Below are 16,643 nucleotides of genomic sequence, written 5' to 3'. Positions count from 1 at the left end.
GGGACTTTGTCTACAAGCTGAAATGTGTACGGTGGATCGTACACATTTTTACAGTTCTTGATCGTGATAGGCTTGAATAATTTTTGCCACAAGGGGATGCCTTACAACGTCTCCCGCTTCCAAATACGTAAAATGGATGTCTTTCACATTTTTCAATACACGTTCAGCAATAATTAATCCGGACTCCACCTTTTTTGGTAAATCGATTTGGGATTTGTCTCCTGTAATGACCATTTTGGAACCGAAACCTAAACGGGTTAAAAACATTTTCATTTGCATGTGCGTCGTGTTCTGCGCTTCATCCAAAATGACAAAGGCATCATCCAATGTCCGGCCCCTCATATAGGCGAGGGGTGCGATTTCGATTGTTCCCCGTTCGATGAGGCGTTGGGTATGTTCTGTTCCATAAATATCGTGCAATGCATCATATAAAGGTCTGAGATACGGATCCACTTTCTCCTTCAAATCACCGGGCAAAAAACCGAGGGATTCTCCGGCTTCAACAGCTGGCCGGGTTAAAATGATCCGTTTGACATGTCCATTTTTTAATGCCTGCGTCGCCATGACGACAGCCAAATACGTTTTTCCTGTACCCGCCGGGCCGATTGCGAAAACTAAATCCTTTGAACGAATGGCCTTTATGTATTCCCGCTGGCCAATCGTTTTTGCCCGAATCGGTTTGCCCGTGTGGGTTTTTGCTATTTCAACATCGTACAATTCCGAAAAATATTCGATGGTTCCTTCATTCAACATTTCAATCGCGCTGGCAACGTCCCTTAAATCGATATTGATGCCTTTGCGAATGACCTTTAGCAGTTCTTTCAATAATATGGTCACTTGTTTTTTTTGTTCATCTTCTCCGGCAATTTGGATGGTTTCGCCGCGGGTAATGATGTGACAGTTGAACGTTTCCTCAATCAACTTTAAATTTTTATCTCCCATCCCGAGAAGCATGACTGCTTCATTCGGGTTTTCCACTTGTAACTCTGTCAATTCTTCCGTCATATCTAATCTCCTTGGTCAATAGGATATTCTTTCGCAATATTTTCGTTTACCAAAAATAGGACTTTCCCTTTTACTTTATCATCATCGAAGGTAACGTGCAAAATATTTTCTTTCTTGATGATCGTTTTTGGAGGAAGCGAGCGTAAAATTTTTTCGTGCAATAGAGGCAAGATAAATGAGTCGATTTGTTCCTCGGAAAGTTCTCGAACAGTTGTGGTATAACTTTGTGTTTTTTTGACTTCGATATAATTTGAAATCCACCTTGGCAAATTGACTTTTTGTAACGATTGTTCCTTCTCCTTTTCTTCTTTATTCTTCCATTCAATCGTCCACTTTCTTTCCGTGGCGGAAATATATTGCACTTTGCGTGGAATTTCAAAATTCGTTTCAAGCCAATAATCGGCGTATACTTCTCCCTTTGCGCCTACGGCAAGGTATTCGTCTTCCCCTACCTGAATAACCCCGGAGACAAGAACATCTCCTTTATATACCGTCGTATTCGGCATGACACGGCGTTCGCCGCTTGTAATATCAAAGTGGGTGATGACGCCGCTTTTTGCAGCGACCAAATGGTAAAGCCGGTCCGGTTTATTTTCTTTCACTTCCGTAATTGGGGCAAGTTGCGGAACAATCGTGATGCTGCTGCCTTTTTTGATGATATGGACCCATGAAAGATCCCGGATTTGTTCCATGATGATTTGTCTGATTTCAAAATCTGAAACAAGATTCCGTTTCAATAACGGGCGATTCAATTTTATTTTTTCATCCAGGACTTTTTCGACTTTTACAGCGAGTTCAGGCGTTTCCGCTTCCACTTCCACTTTCCAGATGAATTGTGAACAGAGGATTGGGATGATTACTAAGAGCGCAAGCCCGAACATTGTCCAACCGGTATTCTGGAAGATCCTGGACTCTTGCAAATAACGGATTGACACTTTCAAACGATATTTTTTCCGCAACTTTCGGACAGTAGACACATCTTTTTTGGAAATTTCAAATTTGACCTCATCTTCCAAATACTCCAGTTCCCGAATTTTTACCCGGTTTTGCTGCAGACGGCGAATAAATTCATGCACTTTTTCATTGCGTGACATACGGATTTCTACAGGGCGACGATCGTATAATTTCATCTTTCCTTCACCTGTCGTTTCATTTCAAAATATTTCAACTCATCAACATGCACCAAAATTTCCTCTTCCCGTAGCACATTGATATGTACTGAGGCAGCCTCAATCGTTACAAGGAAGCCTTCATAATAAAATCTGCAATGCTCCGGTGATGCTTCGATAAATTTGTAGCTTCCAATCATCCGAATTTGGCTGCAATTCATCATTTCAATAATGGGCTCGGTCTGGAATAATTTTTTCAAAAAAAACTGCCCTCCCTTTCCGCAAGTATATGCGGAGAAAAGGGAGGACATGATTTTTTTAACGTTTTTTCGCTTTTGGCGGCCCCAGGATTTCCTGTGCGATGATGGCGTTTACGATTCCCTCTTTGGAAGTTAAGAATGATGGGACAGTGCCTTTTTGACGGGAAGGAATATTTTGTTTGGCCACGACAGGTTTTTTGGCCGGTTGTTCTTTTTTGAATGTTCGCTGGTTTGTTTGGACTGGCTCAACTTTCGGTTGCTCCGTCTTGATTTCCACTTTCGGCAACGTTTCTTTTTGGTATTCCGTTTTCTTTTCTTCCGTTAATTGTTGATAAATTTCCTTTGCAAATTCATCCAAAGTTTTTATTTCAACTTTTGGCCGTTTTTCCGGCTGCTTTAACACTGGCGGCGTCGATTGATCTTGCCGCCCCTTTGACTTGCTGCTCAAATACGAACCGATCAGCCCCAGTATAATGAAGAATAATAAACTCTCCAATGAAAACACTCCTTTCCGAAGGAGTTTATGCTATTCTTCCTGCTGCGTTTTCGTCGCGTTCGCAATGGAGTCTCTCATGGCTGTATCCGCTTGAATATTTTTGTAATTCATATAATCCATAATGCCTAAATTTCCGGAACGCAATGCTTCTGCCATCGCAAGCGGAATTTGCGCTTCGGCTTCCACCACTTTCGCTTTCATTTCCTGTGTTCTCGCAACCATTTCCTGTTCTTTCGCAACGGCCATCGCACGGCGTTCTTCCGCTTTCGCCTGGGCGATGTTTTTGTCCGCTTGCGCCTGCTCGATTTGAAGTTCGGCACCGATGTTTTTGCCGATATCCACATCGGCGATATCGATGGATAAAATTTCAAAGGCTGTACCCGCGTCCAATCCTTTTTTCAACACTGTTTGCGAAATCATGTCAGGATTTTCCAAAACTTTCGAATGGGATTCACTTGAACCGATAGTAGAAACGATACCTTCACCTACACGCGCAATTACAGTGTCCTCACCGGCACCACCGACTAAACGGTCCAAATTGGCACGTACCGTAATTCTTGCCTTCGCCTTCACTTCAATCCCGTTGAGGGCGACACCGGCAATAAACGGCGTTTCAATGACTTTCGGATTAACGGACATTTGAACCGCTTCCAATACGTCCCGTCCAGCAAGGTCAATGGCGGCAGCCCGCTCAAACGACAATTCAATATTCGCCCGATGCGCCGCAATTAAAGCGTTAACAACCCGGTCCACATTCCCTCCGGCCAAGTAATGGGATTCCAACTGATTGATCGTCACATCCAAACCCGCTTTGTGCGCTTTAATCAACGGATTCACGATTCTTCCAGGAATTACACGGCGTAAGCGCATTCCGATCAGCGTTAAAATGCTGACTCTCACACCGGCAGCCAATGCGCTGATCCACAATCCCACCGGAACAAACGTAAAGAAAACCGCTAAAACAATGATGGCCAATACGATAGCAATAACGGATGTCACAAATAATCCATCTACAAACATCATACTTTTTCCCCTTCTTTCTCTTTTACTTCTCTTACAACGATACGCGATCCTTCCACTTCAACCACTTTCACTTTTGTATGGACATCGATGTAACTGCCTTCGGAAACGACATCGATTCTTTCTTCATCAATCAAAACCGTTCCCGCAGGACGCAATGGAGTGACAGTGATCCCTTCTTTTCCAATTAAATCGATGCGGTTGACGTTGGATACATATCCTTCCTCTGTTGTGGTAGCATCTTTCAGCACCAGTTTGCTGAACAGATGTAAATTCTTTCCGAAAAATTTCACTAAAACCACCATTCCTATTATGGCAATTGCCAATGCGATAATAATTGAATAAGCCATGTAAACGACGCTTTTGCCGGCAAATAACAAGCTGATAATCATGACAGCACCACCCAAGAGGCCCAAAATTCCTCCAGGAACAAACAGTTCAGCGATCAAAAGGGCAAAACCAATAATAAATAAGACAATCGTTTCAATCCCTGCAAAACCGGCCACCAAGTGACCGAAGAAAAATAGAATCAATGATATGATACCGATCACGCCCGGTGCTCCAAATCCGGGTGAAAACAGTTCAATGACTAAGCCCAAAGAAGCGGCTGTCAACAACAATGTAACGACGATTGGATTGGTCAAAAATCTGGCGAGTTTCTCCGCAAAGGATTCATGAATTGTAATCAATTCACGATCATCTAGGCCCGTTTTCGACATCAACTCTTCCAAATTGTCCACTGTGCCATTGGAATAGCCCACTTTATATGCCTCTTCTGCTGTTAATGTTAACAATTTCCCTTTCGGACTATTCATTTCAGGCAAATCAACACTTGCATCCGCCATCGCCCGGGCATATTTGGGATCCCGATTGGTCGATTCCGCTGCAGCTTGCATATTTTTAATCCAGGCGCTATTCGCTTTTTCACTTGCCGCATTCCCGTTCATATCGATGATTTGCGCAGCACCCATCGTTGCACCGGGCGTCATGTAAATTTCATCCGAATGAAGGGCGATATAGGCGCCTGCCGAATGGGCTTTGGAATTGATAAATGCTATGAACTTCGCGGGTGTTTCATCCATCAATTTTCCGATATCATAGGCAACGTCGACATAACCCCCAGGGGTATGTATTTCCAATATGATTGCACTCGCTTTATTTTCCACCGCTTCATTGAAAGATCGTTTTAAAAATTGGTATAACCCTTTTTCCACCTCATTATCGATTGGAATGTGGTAAACTTTTTCTTTGGCAAAAGCAGTATTCGGCAATATGAAAAACAACAATGCCGCCAAAACGACGATCCATCGGAAATTTCCTGGCTTATTCATTTTTTCCCTCCTTCCGTAATAAAATTGCTTGTTAGTTCATATACGTACCAATCGGGGCAGAAGTTTCAAAATTTTCAATTTCAATCTTACTTATATTGTACATGAAAAATATACGGGTTTCCTCTTTCAAATCGAATTTCCCATGTCTTTTTATAAAACTCCTTCAATTAGGCTTTACTGGCAAAATATTTTAAAAAAATAAAACCCTAGTATTCGTCTAAGCAATTACTAGGGTTTTAATTTAATATGAAGTGTATCTTACGCGTGTTACGAACGAAGGGCATATGAAATTAAATTATGACCACTTACGTTTACGAGCAGCTTCAGATTTTTTCTTACGTCTTACACTTGGTTTTTCATAAAATTCGCGTTTTCTGATTTCTTGAATTGTACCGCTTTTTGATACATTTCGTTTGAAGCGACGAAGAGCATCTTCAAGTGTTTCGTTTTTTCTTACGACAGTTTTTGTCATCTCTTATCCCTCCCTCCGAACACACGTCAATACACGTAAAACATGCGTTTTAATGTGTACTTGAAAAGTATATCGTAATGTATAATTGAAGTCAATAGTAAACACTACAATGTTTCTTCGATAATTTTTACTCCGCTGCTCGTTCCGATCCGATTCGCACCGGCTTCCATCATTTTGATCATATCCGATAAATTTCTGATGCCCCCGGAAGCTTTCACGCCCATTTGCTCTCCAACGGTTTTGCGCATGAGTGCGACATCTTCCACAGTCGCTCCCCCCGACGAAAAACCGGTGGACGTTTTTACAAATGCGGCACCTGCTTCCACTGCCAATTGGCATGCTTTTACTTTTTCTTCATCGGTTAATAAGCAGGTTTCAATAATGACTTTTACGATCCGGTTACTTGCCGCATCAACGACTTGTTTCATTTCATCTTTTACCCGTTCATAATCACGCGCTTTCAAAAAACCGATATTTATGACCATATCGATTTCATCTGCACCTTGTTCAATGGCTTCCGCCGTCTCAAAAACTTTCGTCGCCGTCGTTGTGGCGCCCAAAGGAAAGCCGATGACCGTGCAGACTTTGACGCTTGTGTCTTGCAATAAACTTTTGCAATACTTTACCCAGCAAGGATTGACACAAACCGAAGCAAACCGGTATTTTTTTGCTTCTTCGCACAATTGTTTTATTTGATCTTCCGTTGCATCGGGCTTCAGCAACGTATGATCAATCAATGAAGCAAAGTTTGTTGTCATAGGAAGTGCTCCTTTTTGTATTATTTATTCTTGTCCAATTGTCCTTATGATAACATACGAAAATCATTCTTATTAAGGTGAAAATTGCCCAAAATAAAACATCGCGCATTCATGCATCAATTGATGAATGCGCGATACAACTTATTATTATTGGTATTGTTCTTCAAGGACGCGGACAAATTGCCCTTCATTATGCGGATAACCGGATTTTGTGATTTTCACTTTCACCAATTTTCCAATCAAATCCGATGATCCTTCAAAAACGACGCGTAAATAATTATCCGTGTAGCCCGCCAACATGTTTGGGCCAAATTCTTTCACATGTTCTTCCGGAATGACTTCCAACACTTCCCCTTCAAATCGGGAAGCGTACTCTTTCGCCAATTGATCATTTAATGTGATTAACCGGTGTACCCGCTCATTTTTCACTTCCTCATCGATCTGGTTTTCCATCCGGGCCGCCGGAGTTCCTGTCCGTTTGGAATATGGGAACACGTGAAGTTCCGCAAATTTATGTTCTTTTACAAAGTTGTACGTTTCCATAAATTCCTCTTCCGTTTCACCCGGGAAACCGACGATGATGTCGGAAGTGATCGCCAAATCCGGCAATGCTTCTTTCAATTTATTCAACCGTTCCGCAAAGAACGCCATCGTATATTTGCGGCGCATGCGTTTTAATACCGTATCCGAACCGGATTGAAGAGGAATGTGCAAATGGTTGACCACAATTTTCGATTCGCGGAGTACGTCAATGACTTCATCCGTCAATTGGGAAGCTTCAATGGATGAAATTCTCAAACGCTTGATACCTTTCACATTCGCTTCGATGTCACGAAGAAGCTGCGCCAAATTATAATCTTTGAAGTCTTGTCCGTAACCGCCTGTGTGGATGCCGGTCAAGACGATTTCCAAATAGCCTGCATCGACAAGGGCTTGAGCTTGTTTGATGACCGCCTGAGGGTCGCGGGAACGCATAAGTCCACGTGCCCATGGAATAATGCAGAAGGTGCAGAAGTTGTTGCAGCCTTCCTGGATTTTCAATGAAGCGCGGGTGCGGTCCGTAAAATATGGAACGTCCATTTCTTCAAACACACGGTTTTTCATGATATTGCGGACTGCGTTGATCGGCTGTCTTTCTTTGCGGTACTGCTCGATATAATCAAGCATTTTCGCGCGATCTTGCGTACCGACTACAATATCTACGCCGGGGATATCCATAATTTCCGTCGGGGATGTTTGGGCATAGCAGCCTGTCACGCAAATCACCGCGTCCGGATTTTTACGGATCGCCCTGCGGATGACTTGGCGGGATTTTTTGTCCCCTGTATTTGTCACCGTACACGTATTTATCACATAAACGTCTGCCTGTTCTTCAAAATCAACTCGTTCGTAGCCATGTTCTTTAAATAATTGCCAAATGGCCTCGGTCTCGTAGTGATTCACTTTACAGCCTAATGTGTGAAAGGCCACAGTTTGCAAGGCAACACACCTCTTTCATTCAAATTCATATGATATGGCAGAAAGCACATATAAAGGTGCCGTTTCCGCTCGTAATATTCTGGGACCCAAAGCAACAGTGACTGCGCCTTGTTCTTTAAAGGCTTCCACTTCTTTCCTTGAAAGTCCACCTTCCGGCCCAAAAATAAATAAAATGGACTTCGATTCTTTATCATACACTTTTTTTAGCTTGTCCGCAAATCTTGTGTGCCCGCCCTTCGCCTCTTCTTCATCGGCAACAAATACGGCATCATAAAACGGAATTCTTTCCAGGAGCTGTTGGAATGAAAGAGGTGGAAAAATCTTCGGCACTAACGTTCGGTGGGATTGTTCCGCCGCTTCCTGGGCAATTTTCGATAAACGTTCGATTTTCCGGTCGCTCTTTTTTTCATCCCATTTCACGATGGAACGCTCCGCTGCAAAAGGGAGCAATGCATGCATGCCGAGTTCGGTTCCTTTTTGCGCAATGAACTCGAGTTTATCCCCTTTCGGCAAACCGCAAGCGATATCCACCTGAACGGGCATTTCCGGTGATGGCACCGTTTCCCCCGTCTGCTCCACTTTCACGTCCTGACCTATTGAAAGAATGGTGCAAACATAAGCAATACCGTTTTGAACAACAATTATTTTTTCGCCTTTCCGCATGCGCATGACTTTTGAAATATGCCGGGCAGCTTCGCCGGTGATCGTCATTTGCTTTTGGTCATTGAATGATTCCTCAACAAAATACCGCTGCATTCTGTCCTCCTAAAATAAGGAGTTGTCTTATCGACAACTCCATAAATTATTTTTTCGCGATGATGGATACCCAATCTTCCAGCATTAATACTTCTTCTATGGAAAAACCTGATTTTTCGAGGGCGCTTTTCACATCTTCTTTCTTCGCACCGATGATGCCGGATGTAATAAACGTGCCGCCCGGTTTCAGAATCCCATACGCATCATCGGTAAAGGTCATGATTACTTCCGCCAAAATATTGGCCACCACGATATCCGCTTCCGTTTGAACCGTCTCCAAAAGATTTCCTTGATGCACTTCGACGATTGAATCGACATGATTTAGCTCTACATTCTCTTTTGCTGATTTTACAGCAACGGGATCCAAATCCAAAGCAATCACCTTGCCTGCCTTTAAAAGGGCTGAAGCAATCGAAAGAACCCCGGAGCCGGTGCCGACATCGATGACCACATCTCCCGGTTTCACGACTTTCTCCAACGCTTGCAGACACATCACCGTCGTCGGATGGGTACCCGTACCGAAGGCCATCCCGGGATCGAGCTCAATGATCAGTTCATCGGAATTTTTCCGTTCATATTCTTCCCAAGTTGGAACAATCGTGAAATGTTCGGATACTTTGATCGGATGGTAATATTGCTTCCAGGAAGTCGCCCAATCATCTTCGTTCACTTCGCAAGTTGTCAGGATGTTTTGTCCCACGTTGATATTGAAATTTTTCAAGTTTGCGATTGCAAGTTTTATCTCTTCGATGGTTTCAGCCAAGAAGCTGGAAGCGGGAAGGTATGCTTTGACAATCACCCCTTCTTCAGGATAATCGTCCGGATTCAGGGCGTAAATTTCACCGAATTTATTTTCACGCTCTTTTAGATATTCTGATGAATCTTCAATCACCACTCCGCTGGCTCCAGCTTCATGAAAAATATTTGAAACGGCTTCAACCGCTTCATCAGTTGTCAGCACAGATAATTCAGTCCATTTCACTTGCAATCACACTCCAATTTTTACTTATGATTCCTTATTTTGACTCACCTTTGAACGTTTTTTTGATTTTATCAAATAATGAACTGCTTTGTTCTTCCGGAATATCGCCGCTGATTTCCGCAAATTCACGAAGCAATTGTTTTTGCCGTTCTGTCAATTTCGTTGGCGTGATGACTTTCACGTTTACGTATTGGTGTCCTCTGCCGTAACCATGGACATTTTTGACACCTTTGTCTTTGATACGGAATTGGGCGCCGGATTGAGTGCCAGGCGGAATTCTGAATTTCACTTTGCCATGAATGGTCGGAACTTCAATCTCATCCCCCAAAGCCGCTTGCGGGAACGTGATTTTCAAATCGTAGTATATATCGTCTCCTTCCCGTACAAAGTAAGGATGTTTTCCAACTTTGAAGACGATGTATAAATCACCAGGAGGTCCTCCATTGATGCCAGGTTCCCCTTGGCCAGCCACGCGCAATTGTTGTCCGTCATCGATCCCTTCAGGAATGGTGATTTTGATTTTTTTCCGTTTTTGGACTCTGCCTTTTCCAGCACAAGTCGGACATTTTTCAACGATTATTTTACCAGTTCCATGACAGGAACCACAAGTGCGTCGATTGACAATTCGGCCCAAAGGCGTTTCAATCGCTTGGCTGATTTGCCCTGTTCCGTTACATTTATCGCACGTTTTTGGACTTGTGCCAGGTTTTGCGCCGGAACCGTGGCAAGTATCGCACTCTTCTTCCCTTGGAATTTCGATTTCTGTTTGTTTCCCAAACACCGCATCTTCAAAAGAAATGTTCATGCGATATTGCAAATCGTCCCCTTTTCTTGGAGCATTCGGATCTCTTCTTCGTCTTGAACCGCCGCCAAAAAACGTATCAAATATATCTTCAAAGCCGCCAAAGCCGCCGAAATCGCCGAATCCGCCGCCGCTGAAGCCGCCGCCTTGGCCATTGACTCCGGCGTGACCGAATTGATCGTATTGTGCCCTTTTTTGATCATCGCTCAACACTTCATAGGCTTCATTGATTTCTTTGAATTTTTCCGCTGCATCCGGTTCTTTGTTCAAGTCCGGGTGATATTTTTTCGATAATTTCCGGTAAGCTTTTTTGATTTCATCCTTTGTCGCGTTTTTGCTGACGCCAAGGACTTCGTAATAGTCGCGTTTCATTACCTCACACTCGCTCTCTTTAACATAACGTCTATTTTATCATATATGCTAAAGTTTTGTTTACGTTATAACCGCCAAATGTTGTACCTGCCGCAAACGCTTCATCAAATTATCGGATTTTTAATGCAAGCGTGTGCGATAGTTACGTTTTAATTCGTCTATATTCATGGAAAAAGTCAAAGACCAGAAACGGCTTTGACTTCATCCAACCCATGTATTCAACAACCAATCGCTGATGAATAGTACAGCCATGTTGATAAAAGAGGCGAAAAGGCGGCGCGAAGGAGGGTGATTCAAATCAAGCCGCCTTTCGCTTTCACCAACATGGCAGTTTTATTATTTATCGTCGTCTTTCACTTCTTCAAAATCCGCATCCACTACACCGTCATCTTTTTTGCCTTCTCCATCAGGCTGGTTTGCTTGTGCCTGTTGTGCAGCTTCTTGATATACTTTCATGATCAAAGGTTGAAGCACACCTTCAAGTTTTTCTTTCGCAGATTTGATTTCGTCAATTTTACCATCTTTTAACGCTTTTGATAAAGCTTCTTTCGCTTCCGTCACGGATTTCTTTTCATCTTCCGTGATTTTGTCGCCCAATTCGTTGATTGTTTTATCCACTTGGAATACCAATTGGTCCGCTTCGTTGCGGAGATCGGCTTCTTCTTTGCGTTTTTTGTCCGCTTCAGCGTTTTCTTCCGCTTCTTTAATCATGCGTTGAATTTCTTCATCAGATAAACCTGAGTTCGATTGAATCACGATTTTTTGCTCTTTTCCAGTGCCAAGGTCTTTCGCTTTAACAGACACGATACCGTTTTTGTCGATATCGAAAGTCACTTCGATTTGCGGTACACCGCGAGGAGCCGGTGGAATATCCGTCAATTGGAATCGGCCCAACGTTTTGTTGTCCGCTGCCATTGGACGTTCACCTTGCAATACGTGAATATCCACTGCAGGTTGGTTATCTGCCGCTGTTGTGAAAATTTGAGATTTAGATGTTGGGATTGTTGTGTTGCGTTCAATCAATTTTGTGAACACGCCGCCCATTGTTTCGATACCCAATGAAAGCGGAGTTACGTCCAATAGAACGATATCTTTCACGTCTCCGGAGATAACCCCTGCTTGAATGGCTGCACCCATGGCCACCACTTCATCCGGGTTTACCCCTTTATGCGGCTCATGGCCAGTTTCGCGTTTCACCGCTTCTTGAACAGCAGGAATGCGTGTAGAACCGCCCACAAGGATCACTTTATCGATTTCGGAAGCGGATAGACCAGCATCGGAAAGCGCTTGGCGTACAGGTCCCATCGTACGTTCAATTAGGTCTTTTGTTAATTCTTCAAATTTTGCGCGAGTTAAAGATGTTTCCAAGTGTAATGGACCCTCTGGACCCGCAGTGATGAATGGCAATGAAATTTGTGTTGTAGTGGCGCTGGATAAATCTTTTTTCGCTTTTTCCGCTGCATCTTTCAAGCGCTGCATGGCCATTTTATCTTTCGATAGATCAATGCCATGTTCTTTTTTGAATTCTTCCACCAAGTAGTCAATGATTTTTTTGTCGAAATCGTCACCGCCAAGTTTGTTGTCACCGGCAGTCGCAAGCACCTCAAATACGCCGTCGCCGAGTTCAAGGATGGAAACGTCGAATGTTCCGCCGCCAAGGTCGAAAACCAGGATTTTTTGGTCTTCTTTCAATTTATCCAAACCGTAGGCAAGCGCTGCGGCAGTAGGCTCGTTGATGATACGTTCCACTTCCAAGCCCGCAATGCGGCCTGCATCTTTTGTCGCTTGGCGTTGGGCGTCATTGAAATATGCAGGAACTGTGATGACCGCTTTTGTCACTTTTTCGCCCAAGTAGTCTTCGGCATAGCTTTTCAAATATTGTAAAATCATTGCTGAAATTTCTTGAGGAGTATATTCTTTATCTTCCACCTTCACTTTATAGTCAGTTCCCATGTGGGATTTGATGGAAAGAATTGTGTTCGGATTTGTGATTGCTTGGCGTTTTGCCACTTCCCCCACAAGACGTTCGCCATTTTTGAACGCTACCGCAGAAGGAGTTGTACGGTTGCCTTCCGGGTTTGGAATGATTTTTGGCTCCCCGCCTTCTAATACAGCTACAACAGAGTTTGTTGTTCCTAAGTCAATACCAATAATTTTACTCATATTCAATTTTGCCTCCTATTTCACACACAAATTTCATTATTCATTTACAGAAACCATGGAAGGTCTTAATACGCGATCTTTCAATTTATAGCCTTTCTGCAATTCCTTCAATACGATGCCAGACTCTTTTTCAGGGTCTGATTCTTGCATTATGGCCTGATGAACATTCGGGTCAAATGGTTGACCGACAGCCGGAATCACTTCAAGCCCTTCTTTTTTGGCCGCTTCGATAAGGGCATTGTAGACCATTTCAATGCCTTTATATAAAGAATTTGCGTCCTCAGAAGCAACTTTCACCTGCAATGCCCTTTCAAAGTTATCAATGACCGGCAATAAATCTGTCAATAGGCTTTGAGCGCGGTATTTTTCAGCGGCTTGCAGGTCAAGCTGGCTGCGACGGCGCAAATTCTCAAAATCCGCTCTCAATCTTAAATACCGATTTTCTTCTTCCGCCAATTTCGCTTCCAACTCGGCGATTTTCGCTTTATAAGCATCCACGGAAACTTCTTCTGAACTTTCCTCAGCCGATTTGTCCGCTTCTTCATTGTTTGCCGCTTCATCGTTTACGGAAGCTTCTTCAATGGTTGCGTTTTCCGCTTTCTCGATTTGTTCTTCTTTCTCTATCGTTTCTTCCTGTTTGTTCTTGTTTTCTGCCGTTTCGGACACCTAAAATCCTCCTTACTGTCCATCGTTCAATTTTTCGGATAAAGTTCTGGATAACCCTCTTCTTACAATGTCAAGCAATGTTACGACCCGCTTATAATCCATCCGGGTTGGACCAATGATGGCAATCGCCCCGTTCTGATCTTCTCCGGCACTGTAAGACGCTGTGATCACACTGCAGTGTTCCACAGCGATATGATTGTTTTCGGATCCGATGCGGATCGTAATTCCCTGTTTCACCGGCTGGAACAGAGAAATGACTTGGCTCTTTTTGTCCATTAAATCCAACAGTTGACGGATTTTATTGATATCGTGGAACTCCGGCTGGTTTAACATATTGGTTTTGCCGCCAAAGTAAATTTTACTATCATTTTCCACAGATGCAACTTTTAGCAATGATTGAATGATGGAATCCGCCATATGGACATGTTGTTTCAACACTTCATACGTTTCTTTTTCCAATTTGCTTTGAAGATGGATCAATGGAACCCCAATCAAACGTTCATTTAAAATATTCACCGTTTTTTCAATATCCGATGAATAAAAGCCCTCAGGCAATAAAATGACTTGGTTTTCGACATGACCCATATCTGTCACAATGATCGCAACAGCAGTTTGTTTGGATAGCGGAATGATTTGAAAACGTTTGACCCTGTGTTCCGTCACATTCGGGCCGAGCAAAATCGCAGTATAGGAAGTCAATTCAGACAAAATGCTGGCAGACTCCCGGATAATTTGTTCAACTTCGACTTTTTGCTTCTCAAAAATGGATTGAATCAAATTTATTTCCTCTACAGACATGCGCTTTGGCTGCAATAGGTGATCAACATAATAACGGTACCCTTTTTCAGAAGGGATGCGCCCGGATGATACATGCGTTTTTTCCAAATATCCCAGCTCTTCCAAATCCGCCATTTCATTCCGGATTGTGGCGGGAGAATAATTGATTCCCTTCTTCTTGGAAATCTGACGGGATCCTACAGGCTGAGCTGACGTAACAAAATCATCAACGATAACTTGCAAGATTTGTAATTGACGATCAGTTAACATGAAAACCACCTCTGTTAGCACTCAAGAAGCGAGAGTGCTAATACTATAATTAAATTAACAAAACAATGAATCAGTGTCAACGAAATACCCCTACTCGCTCAACAAAAATTGTTGAAACACTTCATTGCCCAAGAAGCGGCCTTTTTTTGTCAACTTCAATCGTTCTTCCTCTTCCGTGACCAACCCTTCATTCTTCAGTTCGTTGATAATTTCACCGTATTTTTCTTTCATGGAAAAACCCATTTTCATTTCAAATTGTTTGAAGGATACCCCTTCATTTTTCCGCAATCCCAAAAACATTTCTTCCTCGCATTTTTCCATCAATGTCACTTGATGGCTGTGAAGAACAGGAAGTTGTCCCATCCCGATGGACTGCAGATACTTTTTGATGGGACCATGGTTGGAATAGCGGACGCCCTTGATATATCCGTGGGCACCGGCGCCAAATCCCGCATATTCATCGTTGTCCCAGTAAATTTTATTGTGGACGGATTCAAAACCTTCCTTGGCGAAATTGCTGATTTCGTACTGATGTAAACCGCCCTGTTCCATTTTCTCCATCAAACGTTCATACATTTTTGCCTCCAGCTCTTCTTCCGGCAATTGCAGTTTTCCTTTTGAATATTGAATATAAAAAACCGTTTTCGGTTCCACGATCAATGAATAAGCCGAATAATGCGGCAAATTCAATGCAAGCGCCTTTTCAAGGGTGTCCTCCCATTGCTCCATCGACTGTCCCGGCAAACCGTACATCAGATCGATGCTGATATTTTCAAAGCCGGCTTCCATCGCGTTTTCAATGGCGCGATATACTTCGTCATTTGTATGGGTTCTCCCCAGTTTTTTTAGAAGTTGTCCATCAAAAGATTGGACCCCTAAACTTAAACGGTTGACCCCTCCGCTTCTTAACACTTTCAATTTATCGACGGTCAGTTCATCCGGATTGGCTTCGGCTGTGAACTCCAACACATCGGTTGATAAATGTTGGGCAATGAGCTCCAACAGGCGGTCAAGCTGCCTTGGGGAAAGGGCTGTTGGCGTGCCCCCTCCCAAATAGATCGTTTCCAGATTTGCAAATTGCTCAGGCGAGTTTAAAACGGCCATCGCCATCTCTTTCCCGACCGCTTCGATATATTCATCCACCGGCTGTTTGTGGAAATACACTTTGTTAAAATCACAGTAATTGCATATTTGATGACAGAACGGGATATGGATGTAAACCCCTCGGACCATGGAAACCCTTCTTTCTACTATTTATCTTACTATTGTACATTTTCAATCCGAAAATTCAATGTTGAAGGCACAGAAAAAAGCCACCCGATGACCGAATGGCTTTCTGTCATTGTAAATGATCGATTGCATATTGCGCTTCTTCCGGAGTGAATTTTTCCCCATATTCGGGAACGAGCTGATCATAAATCGCCGAGTTGGACATGTTCATCGATTCCGCATAAGATTTGGCTTTTTTCAATGCATTTTCTTTCCAATCCCATTCCAGATGATCGACGGCATATTGGGCGGCTTCCGCCGGGAAACCTTCCCCGTATTCAGAAACCAATTGATCATAAATGGCCGCCTTTGACATGTGCATCGTTTTGGCATAGGTTTCGGCTTTCTTCAATGCAGCCTTATACTCCCTTGGCACTTCTTCTTTTGCCGTTTCAGGAGCTGTATCGGCCGCTTCCTCATCAGCTACATCCGTTTCCTTATTCTCCTCCTCAACGGCATTCTTATCTTCCGCAGGGGCTGAAGCGTTATCCGCATCATCCGCCACTTCCTTTTCGTCGCCTCCGGATAAAGAACCGATAAGAGCGATCACAAAAACGATGACAAGCGCAATAAACCACCAACGTTTATAAAACGGTTTTTTCAATTTTCAAATCCCTCCCAGTCACTGAATCACGGTTGATTCTTTTCACTTATTG

The 16,643-nt window shown here is 43.2% G+C and carries 17 protein-coding genes; all 17 read right to left on the bottom strand.

Annotation, left to right across the window (positions count from 1 at the left end):
- Positions 1 to 48: 48 nt before the first annotated feature.
- Entirely contained in the window at positions 49 to 1,005 is a 957-nt protein-coding gene (locus NSS77_RS13460) for a PhoH family protein (protein ID WP_342469203.1), read from the bottom strand.
- A gap of 2 nt (positions 1,006 to 1,007) precedes the next feature.
- Complete coding sequence (locus NSS77_RS13455; protein ID WP_342469202.1) at positions 1,008 to 2,135, bottom strand: sporulation protein YqfD; 1,128 nt, start codon at positions 2,133 to 2,135, stop codon at positions 1,008 to 1,010.
- Positions 2,132 to 2,374, bottom strand: a complete 243-nt coding sequence (locus tag NSS77_RS13450) for a hypothetical protein (RefSeq protein WP_342469201.1) — start codon at positions 2,372 to 2,374, stop codon at positions 2,132 to 2,134. The genes NSS77_RS13455 and NSS77_RS13450 overlap by 4 nt, the downstream gene beginning before the upstream one ends.
- Positions 2,375 to 2,432: 58 nt before the next feature.
- On the bottom strand, positions 2,433 to 2,870 hold the full coding sequence (locus NSS77_RS13445; protein ID WP_342469200.1) for a hypothetical protein: 438 nt from the start codon (positions 2,868 to 2,870) through the stop codon (positions 2,433 to 2,435).
- Positions 2,871 to 2,900: 30 nt separating this feature from the next.
- Positions 2,901 to 3,890, bottom strand: a complete 990-nt coding sequence (gene floA, locus NSS77_RS13440; RefSeq protein ID WP_342471285.1) for a flotillin-like protein FloA — start codon at positions 3,888 to 3,890, stop codon at positions 2,901 to 2,903.
- Positions 3,890 to 5,221, bottom strand: a complete 1,332-nt coding sequence (locus tag NSS77_RS13435) for a nodulation protein NfeD (RefSeq protein ID WP_342469199.1) — start codon at positions 5,219 to 5,221, stop codon at positions 3,890 to 3,892. The genes floA and NSS77_RS13435 overlap by 1 nt, the downstream gene beginning before the upstream one ends.
- A 295-nt stretch (positions 5,222 to 5,516) precedes the next feature.
- Positions 5,517 to 5,693 (bottom strand): 30S ribosomal protein S21, encoded by a 177-nt coding sequence (gene rpsU / locus NSS77_RS13430; RefSeq protein ID WP_342469198.1) that lies wholly within the window; start codon positions 5,691 to 5,693, stop codon positions 5,517 to 5,519.
- A gap of 104 nt (positions 5,694 to 5,797) precedes the next feature.
- Positions 5,798 to 6,451 (bottom strand): deoxyribose-phosphate aldolase, encoded by a 654-nt coding sequence (gene deoC, locus NSS77_RS13425; protein WP_342469197.1) that lies wholly within the window; start codon positions 6,449 to 6,451, stop codon positions 5,798 to 5,800.
- A 147-nt stretch (positions 6,452 to 6,598) separates the two neighbouring features.
- On the bottom strand, positions 6,599 to 7,930 hold the full coding sequence (gene mtaB / locus NSS77_RS13420; RefSeq protein WP_342469196.1) for a tRNA (N(6)-L-threonylcarbamoyladenosine(37)-C(2))-methylthiotransferase MtaB: 1,332 nt from the start codon (positions 7,928 to 7,930) through the stop codon (positions 6,599 to 6,601).
- 15 nt (positions 7,931 to 7,945) lie between these two features.
- Entirely contained in the window at positions 7,946 to 8,686 is a 741-nt protein-coding gene (locus tag NSS77_RS13415; RefSeq protein WP_342469195.1) for a 16S rRNA (uracil(1498)-N(3))-methyltransferase, read from the bottom strand.
- Positions 8,687 to 8,732: 46 nt separating this feature from the next.
- On the bottom strand, positions 8,733 to 9,668 hold the full coding sequence (prmA, locus tag NSS77_RS13410) for a 50S ribosomal protein L11 methyltransferase (RefSeq protein ID WP_342469194.1): 936 nt from the start codon (positions 9,666 to 9,668) through the stop codon (positions 8,733 to 8,735).
- Positions 9,669 to 9,702: 34 nt separating this feature from the next.
- Positions 9,703 to 10,842 (bottom strand): molecular chaperone DnaJ, encoded by a 1,140-nt coding sequence (dnaJ, locus tag NSS77_RS13405; RefSeq protein ID WP_342469193.1) that lies wholly within the window; start codon positions 10,840 to 10,842, stop codon positions 9,703 to 9,705.
- A gap of 336 nt (positions 10,843 to 11,178) precedes the next feature.
- A complete protein-coding gene (dnaK, locus tag NSS77_RS13400; protein ID WP_342469192.1) occupies positions 11,179 to 13,005 on the bottom strand; it encodes a molecular chaperone DnaK in 1,827 nt (608 codons plus the stop codon).
- Between the two features lie 36 nt (positions 13,006 to 13,041).
- Positions 13,042 to 13,671, bottom strand: coding sequence for a nucleotide exchange factor GrpE (gene grpE / locus NSS77_RS13395; RefSeq protein WP_342469191.1), 630 nt, complete (start codon positions 13,669 to 13,671; stop codon positions 13,042 to 13,044).
- 12 nt (positions 13,672 to 13,683) lie between these two features.
- Complete coding sequence (hrcA, locus tag NSS77_RS13390; RefSeq protein WP_342469190.1) at positions 13,684 to 14,718, bottom strand: heat-inducible transcriptional repressor HrcA; 1,035 nt, start codon at positions 14,716 to 14,718, stop codon at positions 13,684 to 13,686.
- Between the two features lie 90 nt (positions 14,719 to 14,808).
- On the bottom strand, positions 14,809 to 15,951 hold the full coding sequence (gene hemW / locus NSS77_RS13385; protein WP_342469189.1) for a radical SAM family heme chaperone HemW: 1,143 nt from the start codon (positions 15,949 to 15,951) through the stop codon (positions 14,809 to 14,811).
- Positions 15,952 to 16,057: 106 nt separating this feature from the next.
- The gene (locus tag NSS77_RS13380) at positions 16,058 to 16,591 is read right to left on the bottom strand and encodes an Ltp family lipoprotein (RefSeq protein WP_342469188.1); all 534 of its coding nucleotides are present in this window, start codon (positions 16,589 to 16,591) and stop codon (positions 16,058 to 16,060) included.
- Positions 16,592 to 16,643 lie beyond the last annotated feature (52 nt).

Source organism: Ureibacillus sp. FSL K6-3587 (assembly GCF_038593165.1).
GTDB lineage: Bacteria > Bacillota > Bacilli > Bacillales_A > Planococcaceae > Ureibacillus > Ureibacillus suwonensis.
Note: the sequence above shows the minus strand (reverse complement) of the source record. Positions and strands in the feature narration are given on the sequence as shown.